The organism is Modestobacter marinus (assembly GCF_011758655.1).
Taxonomy (GTDB): domain Bacteria; phylum Actinomycetota; class Actinomycetes; order Mycobacteriales; family Geodermatophilaceae; genus Modestobacter; species Modestobacter marinus.
This window is the reverse complement of sequence record NZ_JAAMPA010000002.1, coordinates 577,614-598,523: the sequence shown is the minus strand read 5'-3', so window position 1 is coordinate 598,523 and position 20,910 is coordinate 577,614. Positions and strand designations below refer to the sequence as shown.

Sequence of the window (20,910 nt, the reverse complement as noted above, 5' to 3'; positions counted from 1 at the left end):
CCTTGGCGACCCTGCACCACCGGATCTCATCCCTGTCCACGTTCCGGCGGCCCCTGGCCCGCTGGGCGCCCCTGACCATCGCCGCGGCCATCACCCTGCAACTGGCACTCACCACGACCTCCGCGGTCGCGGCTCCCGGTGACAGCGACATCGCGCAGACCTCGCCCCAGTCGGCGTCCGAGACCGCCAGAGCCGAGATCGCCCGGGTGGAAGAGCTCCTCGGACGCGCCGAGGTGGAACTGCAGCGACTCACCGTCCTCGCCGAAGCCACGGGTGAGGCCTCGCGGGTGGCGGAGCAGGATCTGCTGACGGCGCAGGCCGCGGCCGCGAGCACCGCCGCAGACCTGGCCGCCGCGCGAGCTGCCGGCGCCGTTGTCCAGGAGGACGTGGCAGAGCTGGGCCGGGAGACCTACATGGGTGCCGACGCCTTGAGCGGCGCGGTGACGCTCCTGGGAGCGCGGAGCCCGGAGGACCTCCTCGAGCGAGCTGCGACGCTCGAGCTCATCGGGAAGGAGCGCACCGAGCGGCTGGACGCACTGCGGGCGGTCGAGGCAGAGGTGCAGCGCGCGGATGAGACCGCCCGCGACGCGGTCGCCGGCCGTGACGCCGCCGCGCGCACCGCGCAGCAGGTCGCCGTCGACGCCCAGGCCCAGCTGGTGCAGGCGCAGACCGCCTACGACGCCGCCGCGGGCGAGAAGGCGGTGCTCGAGCAGCAACTGCAGGCAGCGCAGGTCCAGCTCCTGGCTGCCCAGGGTGATGCGGACCCCGTGGCCACCGTCGACGAACGGCAGCGGGCCGTGACCGCCGCATCGGCGGCAGGGACCGCGTCGCTGGCAGCCGGACGGGTCACCTCCTGCTTCGGCAGTCGCTGGGGGACCAACCACAACGGCGTGGACATCGCCGCGCCGATCGGCACGCCCATCTACGCACCCGACTCCGGTGTGGTCCTGCACGCCGGAGCCGCCAACGGCTTCGGGCTGGCGGTGTACCTCCAGCACCCGGACGGAACGATCAGCCTCTACGGCCACATCAACCAGGCCCTCGTCACGGCCGGACAGGTGGTCACCGCGGGCGAGCAAATCGCCGAGGTCGGCAACCGTGGCCAGTCCACCGGGCCGCACGTGCACGTGGAGCTGCACACAGGGGGGCTCTATGCCACCCGCAACGACCCGGCCCCATGGCTGGCTGCCCGCGGCATCTCCCTGGGCGGTGCCTGCGCGGTGTGAGCCAGGGGCTGCCGTGACGGTTCCCCGGCGGGTGAGCCGACCGCGGCACTTCCGGAGCATGACGGCCCCGAATGCCTAGGCTGTGTGCGAGACAAGACAGTAGACACGGGACGGCGAGCTCATCGCCGTCCCGCAGGGGCGTCGACGAGACGGTCACGAGAGGTGGGGGAGTGCGCCCGTTCGGTGAGCTGGAAGCGGCGATCATGGCCGAGCTGTGGCGTCGGGGTGAGCCGGCGACGGTGCGGGACGTCCTCGGGGCGCTGAACTCATCCCGGGACCTCGCCTACACGACCGTCATGACGGTCATGGACAACCTGCACAAGAAGGACCAGGTCACCCGGGAGATGGTCGGCCGGGCCTGGCTGTACCGCCCGGTCCGAAGCCGCGCTGAGCATGCCGCAGCCCTGCTCCAGAACGTCCTCGCCGAGTCAGGCGACCAGCAGGAGGTGCTCATGCACTTCGTCGCCGAGCTGCAACCGGACGCGGTCGCGCAGCTGCGCGAGGCTGTGGAGGCTGCCCGCAAGGGAGCGCGGCCGGCCGGCGGCGGCTCGGCATGATCGCCGGCCTCGCACTCGCCGCCACCGGTGTCGCGATCCTCGTCGCGGGGCCCCGGCTGGCGAACGCAGCCTGGACCACCCAGGCACCCCGGCTGGGCATCCTCGCGTGGCAGGCGCTGACCTTCACCGCCGTGGCCGCCTTCGTCCTGGCCGGCGTGACCCAGCTGATCCCGATCACCACCCTCGCGGACGGCTTGGGTGCTGTGTTCCACGCCTGCGCAGCGAGCATCGCCAGTGCCTACGGGTCCGCGGAGTTCCTGCCAGGGGCCTTGATGGGGACTGTGCTGGCTGGGATCCTGCCCCTCTGGGTGCTGTCCTGTGTCGCGCGCGAACTCGTCTCCGGTTGGCGACGTCGTCGGGAGCTCCACCGCTCGATCGACCTGGTCGCCGAACCGGATCATCAGCTGGGCGTACTGGTTGTGGACGTGGCCGCGCCGGCCGCCTTCTGTGTGCCGGGGCGGACGTCACGCATCGTGGTGACAACCGGGACCTTGACTGCTCTGGCCGACGACGAGTTGCAAGGCGTTCTCGCGCACGAGGCGGCCCACCTACGAGCGCGCCACAACCTGGCGGTGGCGCTGTCCCAGGCGTTGGTGCGGGCCTTCCCGCGCCTACGGCTGTTCCGCACGGCGTCGGCGCAGACCCGGCAGCTGATCGAACTGCTCGCCGACGATGCCGCAGCGGAGCACGTCGACCGGGTCAGCGTCGCCTCGGCCATCGTCAGCCTGGCGGAGATGCGGGCGCCGGCAGCGGCCATGGCCATGGCACAGGAGGGGGCTGCCCTCCGGGTCTCCCGCCTGCTCGAGCCAGCCACGCCGATGGACCCCTGGCGACACCGGCTGCTCGCCGGTGGTCTGTGGGCCGTACTGCTCACCCCCGTGTTGATCGCCGGACTGCCCACCTTGTCCGCGGCACTCAGCGACCTCTGCAACATCTGAGGGGACTGGCACCGTCTCAACCACGAACGGCCGTACGACCGGGCTTAGTAGCTCAGATAAGCTGGTGCGGTGAACGCACACCTGACCCGGCGGACGTTCTTGGTCGGCGGCCTGGTCGGGCTGACCGGTGTCGCTCTGTCCGCCTGCGGTGGTGAACCGGAAGGTGCGACCGAGCCGGCCGTCGACGAGGCCGCAGCCGGGACGGTGACCGTGGGTGTGGACGGCGTCCAGGAGATCACCGTGCTGGTGGGCGACGACTACCTGTTCGTCCCGAACAGCTTCACCGTCGCGCCTGGGCAGGTCCGGCTGACCCTCACCAGCATCGCCGACCAGCTGACGCACAACCTGGTGTTCACGCCGGGGATGGGACCGGTGGACATCGCCGAGGGAGTGCCGATCCTGGCGCCGGGCCGCAGCGAGACTTTCGACTTCACGGTCGAACAGCCCGGTGACTACCAGTACGAGTGCTCCTTCCATATCGCGTTGGGCCAGATCGGGACGATGACCGTCGCAGCCTGAGCGGGCGGCGGCACGCCAGGACATCGCCTCGCTTGCCGGTTGCTCCGGCGTGGGGTGGCGCGAGCACGGTCGTCGAAGGTGTGTGTGAGGTGGGCCGGGTGGACCTCGCTGGCGTGCCGTCCAGGTCGCAGCGGTCCAAGCCCGTCGGCGACTCGGTGCTCCTATCATCGCTAGTACGCAGGGCCGCTCCTCGAGATGCGGCCCAGATTCGGACGGGGGAGTCCTGTTGTCCGACGACGGTGCGCGGCCGTTGGGGCCCATCGACGACGAGTCGCCACCGGGGTTGTCGAGGCGCAGGCTCTTCCGCTTCGCGGGCCTTGGGGCTGCCGGGATGGTCGCCGCCGGTGTCACGGGCGGAGTCGTCGGCCGGACAACGGCCGAAGCCACGACCGCGGATGCGGAAGCGGCTCCGGTCCCCGACGGTTCGCCGGCGGACATCATCCGGTTCACCGGTGATCACCAGGCAGGCATCGTGACGCCTGCGCAGGACCGGCTGCACTTCGTTGCCTTCGACGTCCTCACCGACAGCCGGGAGGACGTCGCAGCGCTGCTCCAGGCGTGGACTGCGGCCGCTGCCCTCTTGACGAGCGGGCAACCGACGGGTCCGGATGACACCGGCGAAGCCCAGGGACTGCCGCCGTCCGAGCTCACGTTGACCATCGGATTCGGACCGACGCTCTTCACGGCTGAGGACGGGACGGACCGGTTCGAGCTGGCACGACGCCGTCCCAGGTCGCTCGTCGAGTTGCCGGCGTTCCCGGGGGACCGGCTGGATCCGGCAGTCAGTGGCGGCGATATCTGTGTGCAGGCTTGCGCGAACGACCCCCAGGTGGCCGTCCATGCAATCCGGAACCTGGTGCGTCTGGGTGCTGGTGTCGTACGAGTGCGGTGGACGCAGCTCGGGTTCGGCCGCACCTCTTCGACCAGCTCTGCCCAGGTCACGCCGCGCAACCTCCTCGGGTTCAAGGACGGCACGGCCAACCTGAAGGCGGAGAACGGGCAGGCGCTCGACCGCTTGGTCTGGGTCGGGGGAGACGACGTGGACTGGTTGCGTGGCGGCTCCTACCTCGTCACCCGCCGCATCCGGATGCTGATCGAGGACTGGGACGTGCTGCCCGTGACACATCAAGAGGCAGTCATGGGCCGCACGAAGACGGCGGGAGCGCCACTGGGCCAGGTGGCAGAGTTCGACCCGACGGACTTCACGGCTGTGCGGGACGGGCGACCCGCGATACCCCCGGACTCGCATTTGTTCCTCTCACATCCGTCCAACGCCGGGACGGCGATCCTGCGCCGTGGCTACAGCTTCGTCGACGGCACGGGCCGGGACGGGCGACTGGATGCCGGTCTCTTCTTCATTGCCTACCAGCGTGATCCGCAGACCGGTTTCGTGCAGATCCAGCGCAACCTCGCCGGGGACGCGCTCAACGGCTTCGTCGAGCACGGCTCCTCAGCGGTCTTCGCCTGCCCGCCCGGGGTGACCGACGGGGACGACTGGTGGGGACGAACCCTCTTCGAGCCGAGTCGCTGACGCCCGCACCCGGGAGCACGGCCGGGGTGGCCACCGCTGGCCCCGCAGATGAGGCTCGGCGGCTGGATCAATCGTGAGCTGCGTGTTCGTGGCTTGCGTGCATCCGCGGCTCCAGTTGGAACGTCGAGTGCTCGACGCTCACCGGGAAGTGCTCAGCCAGGCACGACTGCAGCTGGTCCAGGATCTGAGGGGCGTGCCCATCATGAAAACAGGATTCGTCGACCACGACGTGCGCTGTGAGCACCGGTAGCTCGCTGGTGATCTGCGAAGCGTGCAGGTCGTGGACCTCGAGGACGTGCGGCTGACCGAGCAGGTGGGTCCGCACATCGTCCAGGTCCAGGCCGGGTGGGGTGTTCTCGAGTAGCACCGACACCGTCTCGCGCAGCAACTTCAGCGTGCGCGGGATGATCAGCAGGGCGATCAGCATGGACACCACCGCATCCGCCTGCAGCCACCCGGTCAGCGCGATGATCAGCGCGGCCAGGAGGACGGCGACCGACCCCAGCGCGTCGTTGACCACCTCGAGGAAGGCGGCCCGCATGTTGACGTTGCTGCCGCGCCCCCGCATGAGCACCCACATGGAAACGAGGTTGCCGAGGAGCCCGATGATCCCGAACACGATCATCGCTGTGGAGCCGACCTCCGGCGGCTCGAAGAGCCGGCGGATGCCCTCCACGAAGACGTACACCCCGACGGCGAGCAGGACGGCGGCCTGCAGGGTTGCGCCTAGCACCTCTGCGCGGCGGTAGCCCCAGGTCCGCTCGGCAGTTGCGGGGCGCAGGGCCAGGTTCGCCGCGATCAGCGCGATGGTCAGGCCGGCGGCGTCGGTGAGCATGTGTCCGGCATCGGCCAACAGGGCCAGGCTGCCCGACACGACGGCCCCGACCACTTCGACCACCAGGACGCTCGTCGTGATGGCCAGGACGACGGCCAGGCGCCGCCGATGGTCCGCAGTCCCTGCTCCGGAACCTGCACCGTGGTCATGACCGCCGCTCATCGCGTCTCTCCTGTCGTCTGGGCAGCCAGGGGCGTGTACCCGATTCGGGGGAAGAGCCGGCCGGTGTGGGCCGCGAAATGGCGGTACGCGTCTCCATGCAGGTGAAGGAGGTGAGGTTCTTCGATGAGGCGCACCTGGAGCTCCACGGCGAGCAGGAGGCACAACAGGGCCGCGCCTGAGACGAGCGTGGGGACAGCGAGGGTCAGTCCGGCCTGCGCGGTGAGCATGAACGTGAAGACGGGGTTGCGGACGATCCCGAACGGTCCGTCGGTCACCAGGCTCGTTCGCTCGGTCTCGTCCACTCCGATTCGCCAGGACGTTCCCATGCCGGACTGTGCGGCGAGCACTCCGACGAATCCGATGCCCGCGATGACCAGGCCAGCTCGACCGAGCACGTCCGCAAGCGGACCGTCCGGCGTGGCAGTTGCTCCCATGACTGCGAGCGTCGGCGCGGTCAGGCCCAGGAGCAGGGCAAAGACGAACAGCACTCCGGCCCACCACCGCAGGGAGCCGGGGGTCCCGGAGATGCCGCGGAACCCCGTGTCACCCGTTCGCCGGGCATGGATCCAGGTACGCAGGCCGAATGTCACGATCAGCCCACCAATGTAGAACCAGAGGGCCGCCGCGCTCATGACGTCGCGTCCGCGGAGGTGCAGCAGGAACAGCCGGGGGTGCAGCCGCACTCGTCGGCGCTGTCGGTCGCCGTCAGTCGCAGTGCCGATGCCGGTGAGCAGCAGCCGTCGCCGGACCACGCCCCCCGGCCCTCCTTGACGGCCACGGCGGCGATGACCAGTGCGGCGATCGGGTCGGCCCAAGACCAGCCGAACAGGCTGTTGAGGGCCAGGCCGACCAGCAGCACGGCCGACAGGTAGGTGCACAGCAGCGTCTGCTTGGAGTCGGCGACCGCGGACGCGGAGCCGAGCTCTCGCCCGGTCCGCCGCTGTCCGTAGGAGAGCAGCGGCATGATCGCCAGACTGAGAGCGGCGAGCACCAGGCCGACCGAGGAGTGCTCGGCCTCGCTGGGACCGAGCATCGATCGAACCGCGTCCACGGTCACGAAGGCGGCGAGGGCGAAGAACGACGCCCCGATGACCTTCAGCGCCACCCGCTCGCGCGCCTCCGGATCGTGACCGGCGAACTGCCAGGCCACGGCCGCAGCGGAGGACACCTCGATGACCGAGTCGAGACCGAAGCCGATCAACGCGGAGGACGACGCCTGTGCTCCTGCGGTGAGGGCGACCACGGCCTCGATGACGTTGTAGGCGATGGTCGCGGCGACGAACAGCCGGATGCGGCGGGTGAGCAGCTCGCGGCGCTCGGCGGAGGGGGTCGTCAGCGCACGGATGGTCGACAGTCGGAGTGGTTCGGCGGCCATCAGCAGCAGTCCTCGTCCTCAGCGGTCGGGCAGGCGGCCGGGTCCACGGCGAGGACGACACCCAGCAGGTCGCCGAGTGCGTGTGCCAGCCGCGGATCGGCCAGCTCGTACCGGGAGCGCCGCCCCTCGGGTACGGCCACGACCAGTCCGCACCCGCGCAGGCAGGCCAGGTGGTTGGACAGCTTCTGCCGCGACACGTCCAGCAGGTCGGCGAGCTCGGAGGGGTAGCCCGGCCCCTCGCGCAGCGCCAGCAACAGGCGAGTGCGAGTCGGATCGGACAGGGCGTGGCCAAATCGTGCGAGGACCTCGGCGTGCAGGACGGGCATCACGGAGTGAAGGTACACATCGTTCTGAATTCAGGCAAGCCTGAACTGTCAGGCGGCGGCGATGGTCTCGAGGTCCTGGGCGATCTCCGCGGAGGTGTCACCGGCGGAGAACACCGTGCGCGCCAGGTCATCGGTGCCGAACAGATACAGGCTGGTCGCGTGCATGGTGCCGTCGTTCTCGGCTAGCGGGACGCCGGCCGCTTCCTGAGCTGCTTCCACCTCGGCCTGGGAGCCGGTGAGGCCGATGAAGCCGTTGGGCAGTCCGTCATCGAAGCGGTCCAGGTAGCTGCTGAGGAAGTCGGCGGTGTCACGGGCCGGGTCGGTGGTCACGAAGACGACCTGGGTGCGAGCGGCGACGTCCGCAGGTACCGAACGTAGCGCCAGCGCGACGTCGGCCATGGTCGTCGGGCAGACATCGGGGCAGTTGGCGTACCCGAAGAACAACAGGGTCGGCTGACCGGAGGTCTTCGCCGCGAAGTCGAATGCGGTTCCGCTCTGGTCGGTCAGGGTGAACGCTGGACGGGCCTGAGGCTCAGCCAGCTCTCGACCTGCGTACGGGCTGTCGTCCACCGAAGAGGACACCGACGCAGGGTTCTCGTCGTGCGCGACGTGGGCGTCGTCTGCCCCGCAACCGGCGAGGGTCGCGGTCAGCCCGGCACCCGCGAGAGCAGTCAGCATCTTGCTGGAAAAGGTTCGCCTAAGCACGTTAGTAGCTTAGGCGTCTGGTCTCGTTGGTCGTCAGATGGACGAGGTCCCCAGCCCGGTGGCGGCAAGCCACGAGCGGAGCCACAGCATGATCCCGTCCCAGAGCCCGGTGACGAGGAGCAGCCCCAGCACGAGCAGCAGCACGCCACCGATGCGCATGACCGTCGGGGCGTGTCGCCTGGCCAGTGCCGACAGTGACAGCGTTCGCCGGGCCCCCAGTGCCACGAGCAGGAACGGGACACCCAGCCCGATGCAATAGGCCAGGCCGAGCGCTGCGCCTCTCCCAGCAGACGCCTCCGTGTACGCCAGGGTGTTCACGGCCGACAGGGTCGGCCCGAGGCAAGGGGTCCAGCCCAGCCCGAACACCACACCGAGGACCGGGGCTCCGGCCAGGCCGGCCGGCGGGCGTCGGGTGATCCGGCGTTCCCGCTGGAGCCACGGGACCCCGCCGAGGAAGGCCAGGCCCATCAGGATGGTGACCACGCCCATCACCCGGGTGAGGACCGGCGCCCATTCCAGCAGCAGCCTGCCCAGTCCGCCGAAGAGTGCGCCGAAGGACACGAAGACGACGGTGAAGCCGAGGATGAAGAGCAGGGCGCCCAGGACCACGCGCCGACGCTCGGTGATGTGTCTCCTGGCGGCGGTCGCCGTCGCACCGGAGCGCGCTCCACGGGGCTCGTCCTCTGGCGCCGGACTGTCGCTCGCCCCGCCGGACTGGGCGCCGGTCAGTCCGGCGACGTAGGCCAGGTAGCCGGGGACAAGCGGCAGGACGCACGGCGAGGCGAAGCTGATCAGTCCGGCCAGCGCTGCGACGGCGGCCGCCAGGAGCAGGGAGCCGTCGCTGACGATGCCGGCGAAGGCGTCACCGAGGGCGCTCATCGACCTCCGTCCTCGTGCGTCGGAGCGGCCGACGGTGGGCTGTGGTCAGGCAAGGAGGGTGCTCCAGTACAGCCAGAACTCCTCGAGGACGGCGATGGCGATGAGCAGAAACCAGCCGGTGAGGATGACTCCGTGGAACCGTCGCGCCGTGCCCACCGGGTTGGTGAGCCGTCGGGGCAGCCGCGGCAGCGCCGCCTGGAGGTTGTGCAGCGTCACGTACCAGAAGAGGGGGATGGTCACTGCCCAGACGACCATGCAGTACGGGCAGAGGGCGCCGATCCGGTACAGGCTGTTGAAGATCAGCCAGTGCACGAACAACACGCCGCCGGTGACGCCCACCTGGAGGCCGCCCCAGAACCACGGCGCCGTTCGAGCGCCGGCCAGCAGCGCGGCACCCACGGCGGCGACCACGGGGAAGCCAGCGACGCCGAGGAGTGGGTTGGGGAACCCGAACGCCTCCGCCTGAGCGCTCGCCATCACGGATCCGCAACTCAGCACGGGATTGAGACTGCAGGTGGGCACGTACGTCGGGTCGGCGAGCAGGGCGTACTTCTCCACGGCCAGGACGAACGACGCCGTCAGCCCGATGAGACCGCCGATCAGCAAGAGCCAGGCCAGGCCGCGATCGGTCAGCCCGTTCGGCGGCTGAGGCGATGCGACCCGGGACCCCGGACCCGTGGGGAACACCGGCCTTGGCGACGGTTCAGCCAGCGAGGGCTGCATCGAGCTCTGCGATGAACTCATCGGTCGTCTCGACGATCAGCTTCTCGCCGTTGAGGAAGAACGTCGGCGTCCCCTCCACGCCGAGTGCGATCCCGTCCTCGCGGTCCCGCAGCACCCGGGCCAACGTCTCGGGTGCCTCGACCGCGGCGTCGTATGCCGCCATGTCCAGGCCCATCTCCTCCGCGAAGCCACGGAAGACGGCAGCCTGGGACTCCTGCTTCTCGCCCCACTCGGGCTGCGTCTCGTACATCCGGTCGTACATGTCCTCGAACCGGCCCTGCTGCGCGGCGGCCTCGACGGCGACCGCAGCGTTCTCGGCGTTCGCGTGCCCGGGCATCGGAAAGTACCGCGCCACGAAGGTGACCCGGTCGGCGTAGACCTCGCGGAGCTGTTCGACGAACGGGTAGGCAGCTAGGCAGCTCTCGCACTCGAAGTCCAGGAACTCCACCAGGGTGACCCGACCGTCCTCTGCGGTGGACAGGCGGTGACTGTCCTCGCGGACGACGGCTGCTGTCGCTGCCGCGGGATCGTCGTCCCCTTGAGTGCGGACGACACCGAAGATCGCGAGCCCCACCACGAACACGGCGACCAGGGCGGCGGAGATCTTCAGATTGGCGCTCACTGCGCTCCTCCGGGGAGATGGGGTGGTCGCAGGCGGGATGACCTCGCCCGTGGCCTACTATTGTCCGTCGTAGGGGACGCTACAGGTTGGCCGTCGGTTGTCAGACGTCAACCACTGGCTGGCGAGCGACATCGCAAGCGCCCGGAGATGCTCGGTGACCCCGATTCGTCGACCACCTGACTGGAGACCGCGATGCAGGCCGGCAAGGCACTCATTCCCGATCAGGTGACGGCGGTGCCGCGGCTCTTGCGGATCGCGGTCACCGTGGTCGCCGCCGGCATCGTCGGGGCGATGACGGTGATCGCCGTCCTGCTCCCGTCTTCCTCCGTCGGGGTGGTGGCCTTCGGCCTGGTGGATCAGCTGGCGATTTTCGGGTTGGGACTCGCCATGGGCGGTGCGATGCTGTTCCTGGGCCGGCCCCGGGTCGACGCAGACGCGCACGGAGTGCGGGTGCGCAACATCGCCTCCACCCAGCACCTGTCGTGGTCGCGGGTGAAGGCGGTCAGGTTCGAGGAGAAGTCCTCCTGGGCGACCTTGCTCCTCGGCAATGGCGACGAACTCTCTGTGCTGGCCCTCCAGGCGTCCGACGGCCAGCGCGCGGTGGCCGCGGTCCGCGGCCTCCGTTCACTGCTGGCTGCGCACGAGGCTGAGAATGCCGAGCCACGCGAGGACCTGCTCTACCCACCGGGATGACAGCGGGTGCGCACACCGTCCCCGGGGGTGGGGTCGGCTTCAGCGCGAACCGCAGGCCTTGACCTTCGACCTGTGTCGAAGGTCTACGGCCCGGCCCGGCCCGGCCCGGCCCGGCCCGGCCCGGCCATGGACGGGGTGCGGGCTCGCAGCTGGCCGCGGTGAGCGGCGCGCCTGCGACGACGCTGCGCTCCTACGAACGGGAGGGCCTGCTCCCCGCGGACCGGACAGCGGTGGGATACCGGGACTACGGCCCACCTGCGGTTGATCGGCTGGCGTTGATCGGAACCGCCAAGCACCCCGGCCTGCCGCTGGCCGAGATCCGCCAGCTGTTGCAGGTGTGGGAAGGCGGTCCTCCCTCGGCGGCCCGACAGGTGCCAGTCGCAGCACCCCGGCGCCAGTGACGTCCCTCGGCCGGTACCGGCGATCGCCTGCTCGCTCACCGGGTCTGAGTACAGCGCCCGGCCCGACGAGTGGCGGCAGTTGCTCGGCGACGCACCGCGTGAAGCCGTCGACGGCGGCTTCGGCCTCGACCTGTCGGTCGAGGCCGCAGGGGAGGCCATGGCCCTGGTCCTAGACGAGCAGCAGAACTGCCCCTTCCTCTCGGTCCGAGTGGAGCTGAACACCTCCGGACTGCAACTGGAGGTCAGCGCGCCGTCCGAGGCGCAGCAGTCCGTCGAGTTGATCTTCCTCCGCTGACCTGAGCTCGTCTCACCTACCGAACGGATCTGCATGCTCGTCGCGCGCCCCATCGGCCTCTTCGTCATCGCCGCACTTTTCGAGATCGGGGGTGCCTAACTCGTGTGGCAGGGAGTCCGCGAACACCGAGGATGGCTCTGGATCGGTCTGCGGACCATCGCTGTGGGCATCTACGGCTTCGTTGCCACACTTCAACCGGATGCCGAGTTCGGCCGCATCATCGCTGTCTACGGCGGGGTATTCGTGGCGGGCTCGCTGGCCTGGGGCATGGTCGCGGACGGCTATCGCCCCGATCGGGCCGACGTGATCGAGCCCTCATCTGCATCGCCGGAGTCGCCGTGATCATGTACGCACCTCGACCGGGTTGATCCTCGGCGGGCGGTCGTCGGCGAGCTGGGAGCGGTGCCGACCGAGGCCCTCTACGAAGGAGTCTCGTAGCCGGGGAACTCGTGGGGTGCCGCCGACGACTGAGAGATCGTGACCCGACTCCTTCCTCGTCCCAGCCACCGGGCGGCACTGACCGCCGCCGCCGCGACCGTGATGGTCTCGGTGAGCGCCACGTCCGCCGCCGCGCACGTCGAGGCCACCGCAGAAGGGGCTCGAGCCGGTGCGGGACCCGTCGTCATCGCCTTCACAGTCGAGGCCGAGTCGTCGACTGCCGGGATCGTAGGGGTCAAGACGCAACTGCCGGCCGGGCTTCCTCCGTCGTCGGTCTCGCTGGCCTCCGGGCCGGACGGTTGGGTCCTCACACCCACGTCCGACGGCTACGAAGTCGCCGGCCCGGCGATCGCCACCGGCGTGGATGCCGAGTTCGGGATCACGATCGCAAAGCTCCCGGCGGACGCCGCCCCTGAGACGCCCTTCAAGACACTCGTCCGGTACTCCGACGGCACCGAAGACGCCTGGATCGAACTGCCCACCGCGGACAGTCCCGAGCCGGCGAACCCTGCTCCAGCGATCACCGTGGCGCCGGCAGCTGCTCCTTCGGCGCCCACAACGACCCCGCTGAGCCCCAGCGTGAGTCCGACGGCTGAGCCCACGACGCAGAGCGACGCCGAACCGGTGGCCGCCACGGACGACGATTCATCGTCCACCGGCCTGGTGATCGGCGCGGTGGCCGTGGTCGCTGCGCTGGCCGGCGCGGCCTTGTGGTTCCGGCGCAGGCAGTCCAGCGGCTCCTGAACCACGCCGTCTCACCACCACGGGAACCGGGAGCTCTTCATGGACAGTCAGCTGCACGGCGACGAGTGCGGACTCTTCCGCGAGGCCATCTCCGCGCGGCTCGACGCAGAAGCACCGGAGCTCGCGCATACCGCCCTGGCGCGCCACCTGGCGTCCTGTGCGGACTGCCGGCACTGGGAAGAGCTGGCGCAGCAGGTGACGCGCCGGGGCCGGCTGGCGATCGCTGAGTCGATCCCTGACGTCACCCTGGCCGTGCTCACTGGCCTGCCGGGCGGTCGCCCGACCGCTGACCAGCAGGCCTGGACCCGACACGGTGAGCTCCCCCTGCGATGGGTGCTGCTGGCCGTAGGGGTCGACCAGGCGGCACTGGCCGTGGCGTCGTTGTCCTCCGGCACCGACGCCATGGGTGCACCGACGCACGTGGTCCACGAGACGGGAGCCTGGAGCGTCGCTGTTGCGGTCTCCTTTGTCGCGGTGGCCGCCGCGCCGCGGCTCGCGGCTGGAGCTCTCCCGTTCCTGGCTGCGTTCGCCCTGCTGCTGGCCGCCCTCACCTTGTCCGACCTCAACGCCGGGAGGGTGCACATCGAGCGTGCCGCCGGCCACCTGCTGGTGCTCGCGGGCGTGGCGGCCGTCAGCGTGCTGGCGTGGCAGGGGCGGTCTCCGGAGCGGTGGCGGCCGCTGTCGTCCGGAAGGGCGCGTGCATGAGACGGGTGATCGCCTTCGTCCTGATGCTGGGGGTCATGGCCGTCGTCGCCGTGCTCCTCGATGCCGCCACGGCACGGCCGGCTCGGGCACACGCCGAACTGGTGACGACAACGCCGGGCGAGGGCGCACGCCTGGACGAGCCGCCGACGGAGGTGACACTCGACTTCACGGAAGGGGTGTCCCTCGGTGCGGGCTACGCCCGGGTGCTGGGCGCCGATGGCGGCCGTGTGGATGCCGGTTCCGCCTCCGCGAGCGGTGCGCGCGTGAGCATCCCCCTCAGGACCGACCTTCCTGAGGCGAGCTATGTGGTGACCTACCGAGTGATGTCGGCCGACTCACATCCCATCGCCGGTGCGTACGCGTTCGTCGTTGGCGATGCCGAGCTCGTCTCAGCGACCGGCGTCAGCGCGGCGGGCGACTCCACTTCCGCCCTGTCCGTCGCGCTGGTGGTCACCCGCTGGGCGGGCTTCGCCGGTATCGCGCTGGGCGTGGGCGTCCCCGTCTTCCTGCTCGTCTGCTGGGGGAGCGGCTGGAGTGTCCCCTTCATGCGCCGCCTCGCCGTCATCGGGCTGGGCGTCGTCGCCGTCGCTGCCCTGGGCAACTTCGTGCTCCAGGGGGCGTACGCAGCAGGCAGCGGGTTGGGCTCTTTGACGGATCCGGCCCTGCTGTCGGCGACTGCCTCGTCCTCCTATGGCGCGGTCGTCCTGGTGCGGGCAGCGCTCGCTGTCTTCCTGGCTGTGTCGCTGTCGTCGGCCTGGCGGCAGGGGCGAGCGCCTCGTCGCATGGTGGTCGCCGGTGGCACGTTCGTGGCTGTTGTCCTGGTGGGCACCTTCGCTGCGGTCGGCCATCCGGTCGCCGGGGCCGTCCCGGGGTTGGCGGTGGCGGTGACGGCGGTCCACGTCGCCGCGATGGCGGTCTGGACGGGTGGGCTCGTCGGACTCCTCGGCGGCGTGATCCGTCCGGGTGTGGACCCTGGGGTCCAGGCGACCGCCGTGGCGAGGTTTTCGCAGCTCGCTTCGGCTGCAGTGGCCGCGCTCATCGTGACCGGGGTCGTCCAGTCCGTCCGTGAGGTAGGCGCCCCCTTGGCGCTGGTGACCACGACCTACGGCTGGGTGTTGATCGGGAAGGTCGTATTGGTCGTACTCCTGATGGCTGTCGCGGCGTCGTCGCGCGCCTGGGTGCAACGCCACCACGGGCCCGTCCGTCCCTGGGCCAGGCAACTCGCCATGGCCGCCGCGACCGTCGGCGCGAGGCCTTCCGCAGGCTCCGACCTGACGCCACCAGCATCAGATGCCCGGGTCCCGCCGTCCGTGCGTCATCAGCGCGCCCTGCGCCGGTCAGTCGTCGTCGAGGCCAGCGTGGTCGCAATCGTCCTGGCTCTCTCCGCCGTGCTCGTCGGGACGCCGCCGGCCAAGTCGGCGGTCGCGCAGCCCGTCGAGGTCACCCTCCCGCTGCAGGACGCCAACGGAACGGCGGGGTTCGGGCAGATCCAGCTGTCCGTCGACCCGGCGGCCACGGGACCCAACACGCTGCACCTGTACCTCTTCGACGAGGCGGGGCAGCTGGCGCAGGCCCAGGACATCCAGGTGTCGTTGACCGCCCCGGCGCAGGAGATCGGCCCCTTGCCGGTGGATCTGCAGCCGGGAGGTCCTGGGCACTCGATCAGCGAGGCGATGTCCATCCCCATGACGGGGACCTGGACGCTGACGGTCACGGTGCGACTCGACGAGTTCACCGCCGCGACCACAGCAACTGACTTCGTGGTGCGCTGAGCCTTCCTGTCCACGCTCGCCGCTGCGGCCAACGCCCCCACCTAAGCCGACGCCCAGGTGGGCTGTCATCGCTGCACGGCGATCAAACGCGTCGTGAGGGTGCCCACCGGGTGACCGCACCATCGAGGCACCGGGCCTGTCGCCGGCGGCGTCGCTGTTCCACAGTCTCTCGGACCCCACACGCATGGCGATCCTGCGACACGTGAGCCTGGGGGGGGGGGGGGGGGGGGGGGGCACCGCATCATCGACCTGACGAGGCATCTGGGGCTGGCTCAGTCCACAGTCTGGAAGCACCTCTCCTGCCTGTGGGAGTGCGGCCTGGTGGACTCGCGTCCCGTCGGCAGGGCATCCCCGTGTCCACGCTCAGCCATCGGGATGAGCTCATCGGCCTCCTCGGCGCAGCGGAGGGCCTGCTGGCCGGCACCGGCGACGCAGTCGACCTCTGCCCGACCTGCGGTGTCACGATCCGCGGACGGGGGTCGAGAGGCACGCGCGAACAGGCCACCCCCCTTATGCCCGCAGAGACCGAGCGGCTCACCAAGCGCGGACTCCGACTGGCGCAGTTCACCGTCGTCTACAACGTCGTCGAGGGCGCCATTGCCATCACGGTGGGCTCCTCGCCGGGCGGTGTCTCTCATCGGCTTCGGCCTGGCCTCGGGATCGAGTCCACAGCCTCGGTCCTCGTCAGCCTGCTACTGGCCGCCTGGCTGCGCGGTGGCTAGGCGGACGAGGCCAAGGAGCGGCGCACGCGCAAGGTCGTTGCGGTCGTCTTCTCCGTGCTGGCTGCCTACGTGATCGTCGAGGGGGGCTCGAGTTTGATCGGGGGAGGGGAGCCGGGCTGCTCGACCGTCGGCAGCGTCCTGCTGGACGCCTCGGTCGTGATCATGCCGCTGCTCGCCGGCGCAAAGAAGCGTGTCGGGATGGCGTAGGGCGGCGACCCGCTGAACCTGGCCGACGCCGCGGAGACCGGCATGTGCGTCCTGTTCGATCATCGCCACCCTGATTGGTCTCTGCCCCATGCGCTCGTTTGCTGGACGAGGCTCGACCCGGTCGCTGGCTGCATCATCGCGGCCTTCGCCATTCACCAAGGTCGCGAGGCATGGGAAGGAGAACTGGTCGAGGACGACGACTGATTCCGTCGTCCGTCGGCAGACCGGACAAGTTGGGGAATCGCGCCGAACAGCGAGTCGTGCGCTTACGTCCAGACACCGGTCTGCCCGCTGGTCGGCTGGCCCGTGCCGGGGCCCGGCGCCAGAGTTCGTGCTTCGCCACGGCGGTGGACGGTGTCGGTGGTCGTGAAGCCTTCTACAAGTCCGGTGTTGCGTCGATGTGCGACGCGCGTGCGCTCGGGCCCCGGTGTGCCTTGAGTGTGATTGGGGCCGCATGCTCTGCTGGCTTCCGCCGTGCCCGCTGGTCACGAGCCCAGGTAGACCGAGATGGCGCCGAAAAGGGCGAACCCAGCCGTGAGGAACACCGGTCCAAGCTGCGAGGTCTCACCCTCGTGAGCCTCGCCGATCATCTCTTCGACGACGACGGCGGACAGTGCCCCTCCGGTGAGGGCCAGCACGGAAAGGGTGATGATCTCGGGTGCATCACGTAGAGCCCAGAAGCCGATGGTGGCGCCGAGCAGGATGGGAATGGTGAAGGCCGCCGCCATCGCGATCCGCCTCCTGCGATTGATTCCTGCACTCCGTAGGGTGGCGATGGCGGCGAAACCCTCGGGCACGTCCGCCGGCACCTGCCCCATGGCCAGCAGAAGACCCAGTGCGGGATTCAGCACGGTGCCCGTACCGATCATCACGCCGTCGCTGAACAGGTCGATCGACACCCCCGAGAAGATCGCGAGCGCGCCACGCTGCTTGTCGCCCCCGCCCATCCGGGCTCGGACGTAGCCAACGGCGCGATCGAGTCCGATGAAGGCTGCGCCCCCGCCCACGAAGGCGAGCAGGGGGATCCACGGCTGGCTGGCTGACAAGGCTTCGGGCATGAGTTCCAGTCCTACGACGGCGAGCACGATCCCGGCGGCGAGGTGCAACGCGAGGCTCAATGTGCGCTCGGAGACGCGGAAGACCTCGGCGAGCACGCCGCCGAAGAAGTTGCCTGCGGCCGGGAGCGCAGCGAGACCTAGGACTAACAAGAAGTCCGACACGAGCTGGTTCCCTCCCTCGGCGATCAGCTGCTGCTGGGGAAATGACCTCTGGGGAGGAGGCGCCTGTGTCCCGGCTCCCGGCAGCGCCTCCAGTCAAGTCACGGACGACCGGCGAGTCCTGAGGTCTTCCGTGGACTTGTCAACTCTTTCCCCGGCTAGGCGCAAGTCTGTCCCCGGCTAGGCACAAGTCGGGTATTCCACGGAGTGGTGGCTGGGCCGTTTGTCGTCAGGCTGTCTGGTGCCGCTGGCCGGTCCAGACGGCGGCGTGAACGGGTGGGCGCTCATGCACCTCCAGCACCGCACGATGTGCCGTTGGGCGGCGCGGTCCGCGGCTGAGCATGTCGGCACGTTACTACTAACTTCCTTGGTGGATGCCACTAGGCATTGACCGGCGAACTCAAGTCCTGGTGCGATAGGTGACGTTGTGTTTCACCTGGGCAGCCGGGTGGCCCGGCGCAGGGCGGCCAGGCCGCCAGGCGTGCCGGGCCAGTGCCGGATGAGCGCATCCGGCCCCGCTCGCCGGACGACGGAGCGGAGCACCATTGCTACGACGATCGCGTCATCGGCGTAGCCGAGCACCGGGATGAAGTCAGGAATGAGGTCTATCGGCAGGGCCAAGTACCCCAGGAGCAGCCACAGCCGTATCCGGACTCCGCGCGGGAGCCCGGCATCGCCGGCCAACCGGCGCAGCAGTCGCAGGACGTCGGGCAGCAACCGCATCAGCTCGCGCAGCCGCCGGTCCTGTGGACGGGTGAACCACAGGGCGGCGACGAGGGTCAGCCAGCACAGCAGCAGGCCGCCCAGGATTCCGATCAACGCCCATGCCCAGCCCGGCATCCCGCGCTCCTCTCAGCCCCCGCACCCCATGACACCACGATGGTCGGACCTTCCGGCCGGGTCATGGCCAGATGCGCGTGACGGCCCAGCCGACGTGACCCATCGTCAAGGCAAGAGAGATGGGCCACGAGGAGGGCTTTGGCGCTCAGCCTGGCAGGGCGAGTGCGTGCCGCCGACGGCGAGCTGGATCGCGGTTCTCAGCCGACCCTCAGCAAAGGCCGGTCACACTGCTCCCGGACAGGAGGTGTGGGGAATGAGAGTGCTGTTGGTGGAGGACGAGGTCCGGTTGGCTGAGAACGTCCGCCGCGGGCTCAGCGCCGAGGGGTTCGTCGTCGATGTGGTGCACAACGGCACGGATGGCCTCTTCAACGCCGAGGTCAACAGCTAGGAGCTTGACCCGGTTCTCCGGACACGTTCGGTTCGGTGATCATGCCGCGGTGAGTGCGGCGGTGTGAAGGGCTTCGAACTCTGCGGGGCTGCGGTAGCCGAGGCCGGAGTGGCGTCGTCGGGGGTTGTAGAAGCCTTCGATCCACTCGAAGATCGCCGAGCCCAGTTCGGCTCTGGTCGACCACTGGCGGCGGTCCAGGAGCTCGCGCTGCATGGTCGACCAGAAGCTCTCCATCATGGTGTTGTCCACGCTGGAGGCGACTCGGCCCATCGAGCCCAGCAGCCCGGCCGAGCGGAGCCGGTGCCCGAAGATCCAACTGGTGTACTGCGATCCGCGGTCGCTGTGCACGATCGCGCCGGGTGCTGGCCGGCGGCGCCAGCGGGCCATCTCCAGGGCGTCGACGACCAGCTCAGAGCGCATGTGGTCAGCGATCGACCAGCCGACGATGGTCCGGCTGAACACGTCGAGCACGGCGGCGCAGTAGACCTTTCCCTCGGCCGTGGGGTGTTCGGTGATGTCGGTGGCCCACAGCCGGTCCGGTGCGTCAGCGGCGAACCGGCGCTGCACCAGGTCCTCGTGCGGTGCCGGCAGGGGTCCGGTGCGGCGGTGCTTGCGCCGGTGGCAGACCCCGACCAGCCCAGCGGTGCGCATCAGCCGGGCGACCCGCTTGCGCCCGCACGCCAGCCCGAGACCGAGACGGAGTTCGGCGTGCACCCGAGGCGCCCCATAGGTGGCGCGAGAGCTGACGTGCACCTCGCGGATCGTCGTGGTCAGCGACGCGTCGGCGACTGCCCGGAGCGATGGTGGGCGGCCGTTCCACTCGTAGAAGCCTGAGCGGGAGACCCGCAGAATCCGGCAGGTCACCGTCACGGGGAAGCCGTCGGCGGCGAGCTCACGAACCAGCCGGAACGCTATTTTGGGTCCGGGAGCACCTCGCGGGCGAAGTAGGCAGAGGCCCGCTTGAGGATCTCGATCTCCATCTTCGCGACCCGCAGCTCCCGGCGCAGGCGCACCAGCTCGGCCCTCTCATCGCTGGTCGTGCCCTCGACCCGGCCGGCGTCGACGTCATCGAGCTTCATCCACCGCCGCAGGCAGGACTCCGCGATCCCCAGATCATGGGCGATCTCAGCGATCGGCTTCTCCCGCTGGCGGGCCAGCTCCACGGCACGGCGACGGAACTCCAGCGGCTTGGCTGCAGGCATCCAGGACTCCTCTCCCAGGCGATTCTCGCCTCAGGTCAGGTGTCCGGGAAACCGGGTCAAGCTCCAGGACGTGGCCCGTCCGGCCCGACCCACGAGATCGGCTGCCGCGTTTGTGCTGATGAGCTCCTTGTGAGGGCTCTCAGCTGCTCTCAGGGTCTCCACAGCGGCCGGGTTGCACTGTGAGTGCATCGGCGCCACCCCCGGCGCCCGGTCACACAGGAGGACACATGAACCTCAACATGGACAAGCGCAAGCTGGCAGCGGCCGGTCTGCTCACCGCCGTCCTGGTCGGTGGCGGTGCGTCGATCGCGGCCGCCTCGGACAACGGCTCCGCACCGGCGGCGACCAGTTCCGCGGTCGGCCAGCAGGAGCCCGACGGGGAGACCGACGACGGTCCCGACGGCGGCCCGGGTAGCGAGCAGGAGGACCAGGACCCGGCCTTCACCGGCAGCGTGGCGGCGCCGGCGGAGACCGAGCAGGCCGACGGGCAGGAGGTCTCGGGCAGCGAGGATCAGGAGCAGGCGTCGCTGCAGGCACTGGCCATGCTGACCCCGCAGCAGGCCGAGCAGGCTGCGCTGGCGGCGGTTCCGGGCACGGTGGCCGAGACCGACCTGGACAACGAGAACGGCTGGGTGGTCTACATCGTGGAGGTCAACGGCGCTGACGGCACGGTGACCGAGGTGGTCATCGACGCCGGCAACGGCGACGTCCTGGCTCAGCAGGCTGAGGACGTCGGCGACCCTGCCGACGCCGCCGACCAGCCCGAGGGGCCGAACGACACCCAGGACTGATCGGATCTCGCCACTGGACCACGGCGGCCCCCGAAGCGCTCGGCGCTCGGGGGTCGCCGTGCGTCCGCCTCATGTCCTGGCAGGAGACTCCTATAAC

Annotated in this window: 29 protein-coding genes and 1 pseudogene; 18 read left to right on the top strand and 12 right to left on the bottom strand. The window is 69.9% G+C overall.

The window, feature by feature from the left end; translation table 11 throughout:
• Window positions 1–2: 2 nt before the first annotated feature.
• The 5 genes from FB380_RS18820 to efeB all read left to right on the top strand — a co-directional run bounded on the left by FB380_RS18820 (window position 3) and on the right by efeB (window position 4,771).
• A complete protein-coding gene (locus FB380_RS18820; protein WP_243851262.1) occupies window positions 3–1,226 on the top strand; it encodes a M23 family metallopeptidase in 1,224 nt (407 codons plus the stop codon).
• Window positions 1,227–1,396: 170 nt separating this feature from the next.
• Window positions 1,397–1,783: a BlaI/MecI/CopY family transcriptional regulator gene (locus FB380_RS18815; protein WP_166756834.1), complete on the top strand. Its 387-nt coding sequence runs from the start codon at window positions 1,397–1,399 to the stop codon at window positions 1,781–1,783.
• On the top strand, window positions 1,780–2,721 hold the full coding sequence (locus tag FB380_RS18810) for a M56 family metallopeptidase (protein WP_166756833.1): 942 nt from the start codon (window positions 1,780–1,782) through the stop codon (window positions 2,719–2,721). The genes FB380_RS18815 and FB380_RS18810 overlap by 4 nt, the downstream gene beginning before the upstream one ends.
• Before the next feature lie 69 nt (window positions 2,722–2,790).
• Window positions 2,791–3,240, top strand: coding sequence for a plastocyanin/azurin family copper-binding protein (locus FB380_RS18805; RefSeq protein ID WP_166756832.1), 450 nt, complete (start codon window positions 2,791–2,793; stop codon window positions 3,238–3,240).
• Between the two features lie 226 nt (window positions 3,241–3,466).
• On the top strand, window positions 3,467–4,771 hold the full coding sequence (efeB, locus tag FB380_RS18800) for an iron uptake transporter deferrochelatase/peroxidase subunit (protein WP_229682322.1): 1,305 nt from the start codon (window positions 3,467–3,469) through the stop codon (window positions 4,769–4,771).
• Between the two features lie 67 nt (window positions 4,772–4,838).
• Here the strand turns inward: efeB and FB380_RS18795 are convergent, their stop codons facing one another.
• From FB380_RS18795 to FB380_RS18760, 8 genes are read right to left on the bottom strand one after another with little or no spacing between them, the layout of a single operon-like run.
• On the bottom strand, window positions 4,839–5,768 hold the full coding sequence (locus tag FB380_RS18795; RefSeq protein ID WP_166756831.1) for a cation diffusion facilitator family transporter: 930 nt from the start codon (window positions 5,766–5,768) through the stop codon (window positions 4,839–4,841).
• Window positions 5,765–6,400, bottom strand: a complete 636-nt coding sequence (locus FB380_RS18790) for a methyltransferase family protein (protein ID WP_166756830.1) — start codon at window positions 6,398–6,400, stop codon at window positions 5,765–5,767. Before FB380_RS18790 ends, FB380_RS18795 begins: the two co-directional genes overlap by 4 nt.
• Window positions 6,397–7,143 (bottom strand): cation efflux transmembrane domain-containing protein, encoded by a 747-nt coding sequence (locus FB380_RS18785; RefSeq protein WP_166756829.1) that lies wholly within the window; start codon window positions 7,141–7,143, stop codon window positions 6,397–6,399. The genes FB380_RS18790 and FB380_RS18785 overlap by 4 nt, the downstream gene beginning before the upstream one ends.
• On the bottom strand, window positions 7,143–7,469 hold the full coding sequence (locus FB380_RS18780) for an ArsR/SmtB family transcription factor (protein ID WP_166757233.1): 327 nt from the start codon (window positions 7,467–7,469) through the stop codon (window positions 7,143–7,145). Before FB380_RS18780 ends, FB380_RS18785 begins: the two co-directional genes overlap by 1 nt.
• 48 nt (window positions 7,470–7,517) lie before the next feature.
• Window positions 7,518–8,174: an SCO family protein gene (locus tag FB380_RS18775; protein ID WP_166756828.1), complete on the bottom strand. Its 657-nt coding sequence runs from the start codon at window positions 8,172–8,174 to the stop codon at window positions 7,518–7,520.
• A 33-nt stretch (window positions 8,175–8,207) separates the two neighbouring features.
• The gene (locus FB380_RS18770; protein WP_166756827.1) at window positions 8,208–9,053 is read right to left on the bottom strand and encodes a cytochrome c biogenesis CcdA family protein; all 846 of its coding nucleotides are present in this window, start codon (window positions 9,051–9,053) and stop codon (window positions 8,208–8,210) included.
• A gap of 45 nt (window positions 9,054–9,098) precedes the next feature.
• Window positions 9,099–9,776, bottom strand: a complete 678-nt coding sequence (locus tag FB380_RS18765; RefSeq protein ID WP_166756826.1) for a vitamin K epoxide reductase family protein — start codon at window positions 9,774–9,776, stop codon at window positions 9,099–9,101.
• The gene (locus FB380_RS18760) at window positions 9,757–10,398 is read right to left on the bottom strand and encodes a DsbA family protein (RefSeq protein ID WP_166756825.1); all 642 of its coding nucleotides are present in this window, start codon (window positions 10,396–10,398) and stop codon (window positions 9,757–9,759) included. Before FB380_RS18760 ends, FB380_RS18765 begins: the two co-directional genes overlap by 20 nt.
• Window positions 10,399–10,590: 192 nt before the next feature.
• On the opposite strand from FB380_RS18760, the gene FB380_RS18755 reads away from it, so the two are divergent.
• The 11 genes and pseudogenes from FB380_RS18755 (at window position 10,591) to FB380_RS24180 (ending at window position 16,579) form a co-directional block, all read left to right on the top strand.
• Window positions 10,591–11,091 carry a PH domain-containing protein gene (locus FB380_RS18755; protein ID WP_166756824.1) on the top strand — a complete coding sequence of 167 codons (501 nt, stop codon included), beginning with the start codon at window positions 10,591–10,593 and terminating at the stop codon, window positions 11,089–11,091.
• A 158-nt stretch (window positions 11,092–11,249) separates the two neighbouring features.
• A complete protein-coding gene (locus FB380_RS26245) occupies window positions 11,250–11,492 on the top strand; it encodes a MerR family transcriptional regulator (RefSeq protein ID WP_208383695.1) in 243 nt (80 codons plus the stop codon).
• Between the two features lie 79 nt (window positions 11,493–11,571).
• The gene (locus tag FB380_RS24195; RefSeq protein WP_208383694.1) at window positions 11,572–11,787 is read left to right on the top strand and encodes a hypothetical protein; all 216 of its coding nucleotides are present in this window, start codon (window positions 11,572–11,574) and stop codon (window positions 11,785–11,787) included.
• Between the two features lie 102 nt (window positions 11,788–11,889).
• Window positions 11,890–12,129 (top strand): YnfA family protein, encoded by a 240-nt coding sequence (locus FB380_RS24905; protein ID WP_308423055.1) that lies wholly within the window; start codon window positions 11,890–11,892, stop codon window positions 12,127–12,129.
• Between the two features lie 135 nt (window positions 12,130–12,264).
• Window positions 12,265–12,969 carry a DUF1775 domain-containing protein gene (locus FB380_RS18740; protein WP_166756823.1) on the top strand — a complete coding sequence of 235 codons (705 nt, stop codon included), beginning with the start codon at window positions 12,265–12,267 and terminating at the stop codon, window positions 12,967–12,969.
• Between the two features lie 39 nt (window positions 12,970–13,008).
• A complete protein-coding gene (locus FB380_RS18735) occupies window positions 13,009–13,674 on the top strand; it encodes a zf-HC2 domain-containing protein (protein WP_166756822.1) in 666 nt (221 codons plus the stop codon).
• Complete coding sequence (locus FB380_RS18730) at window positions 13,671–15,446, top strand: copper resistance CopC/CopD family protein (RefSeq protein WP_166756821.1); 1,776 nt, start codon at window positions 13,671–13,673, stop codon at window positions 15,444–15,446. Before FB380_RS18735 ends, FB380_RS18730 begins: the two co-directional genes overlap by 4 nt.
• Before the next feature lie 240 nt (window positions 15,447–15,686).
• Window positions 15,687–15,737: pseudogene (locus tag FB380_RS26070) on the top strand (hypothetical protein); the annotation flags it as partial.
• A 62-nt stretch (window positions 15,738–15,799) separates the two neighbouring features.
• On the top strand, window positions 15,800–16,168 hold the full coding sequence (locus tag FB380_RS24190) for a hypothetical protein (RefSeq protein WP_229682324.1): 369 nt from the start codon (window positions 15,800–15,802) through the stop codon (window positions 16,166–16,168).
• 54 nt (window positions 16,169–16,222) lie between these two features.
• Window positions 16,223–16,375, top strand: coding sequence for a hypothetical protein (locus FB380_RS24185; protein ID WP_208383693.1), 153 nt, complete (start codon window positions 16,223–16,225; stop codon window positions 16,373–16,375).
• 42 nt (window positions 16,376–16,417) lie between these two features.
• Complete coding sequence (locus FB380_RS24180) at window positions 16,418–16,579, top strand: hypothetical protein (protein ID WP_208383692.1); 162 nt, start codon at window positions 16,418–16,420, stop codon at window positions 16,577–16,579.
• Window positions 16,580–16,860: 281 nt separating this feature from the next.
• Here FB380_RS24180 and FB380_RS18715 read toward each other — a convergent pair whose 3' ends face one another.
• Window positions 16,861–17,595, bottom strand: coding sequence for a ZIP family metal transporter (locus FB380_RS18715; protein ID WP_166756820.1), 735 nt, complete (start codon window positions 17,593–17,595; stop codon window positions 16,861–16,863).
• 429 nt (window positions 17,596–18,024) lie between these two features.
• Entirely contained in the window at window positions 18,025–18,432 is a 408-nt protein-coding gene (locus tag FB380_RS18710; protein ID WP_166756819.1) for a YkvA family protein, read from the bottom strand.
• A gap of 253 nt (window positions 18,433–18,685) precedes the next feature.
• On the opposite strand from FB380_RS18710, the gene FB380_RS24900 reads away from it, so the two are divergent.
• On the top strand, window positions 18,686–18,820 hold the full coding sequence (locus FB380_RS24900; RefSeq protein WP_279591117.1) for a response regulator: 135 nt from the start codon (window positions 18,686–18,688) through the stop codon (window positions 18,818–18,820).
• Window positions 18,821–18,859: 39 nt separating this feature from the next.
• On the opposite strand, the gene FB380_RS18700 is transcribed toward FB380_RS24900, so the two are convergent.
• Together FB380_RS18700 and FB380_RS18695 are read right to left on the bottom strand one after the other, a co-directional pair.
• Window positions 18,860–19,684, bottom strand: a complete 825-nt coding sequence (locus FB380_RS18700; protein ID WP_249523878.1) for an IS3 family transposase — start codon at window positions 19,682–19,684, stop codon at window positions 18,860–18,862.
• Between the two features lie 47 nt (window positions 19,685–19,731).
• Complete coding sequence (locus FB380_RS18695) at window positions 19,732–20,022, bottom strand: transposase (RefSeq protein ID WP_166756776.1); 291 nt, start codon at window positions 20,020–20,022, stop codon at window positions 19,732–19,734.
• 227 nt (window positions 20,023–20,249) lie between these two features.
• Here FB380_RS18695 and FB380_RS18690 point away from each other — a divergent pair, with 227 nt between their 5' ends.
• Entirely contained in the window at window positions 20,250–20,813 is a 564-nt protein-coding gene (locus FB380_RS18690; protein WP_166756818.1) for a PepSY domain-containing protein, read from the top strand.
• Window positions 20,814–20,910 lie beyond the last annotated feature (97 nt).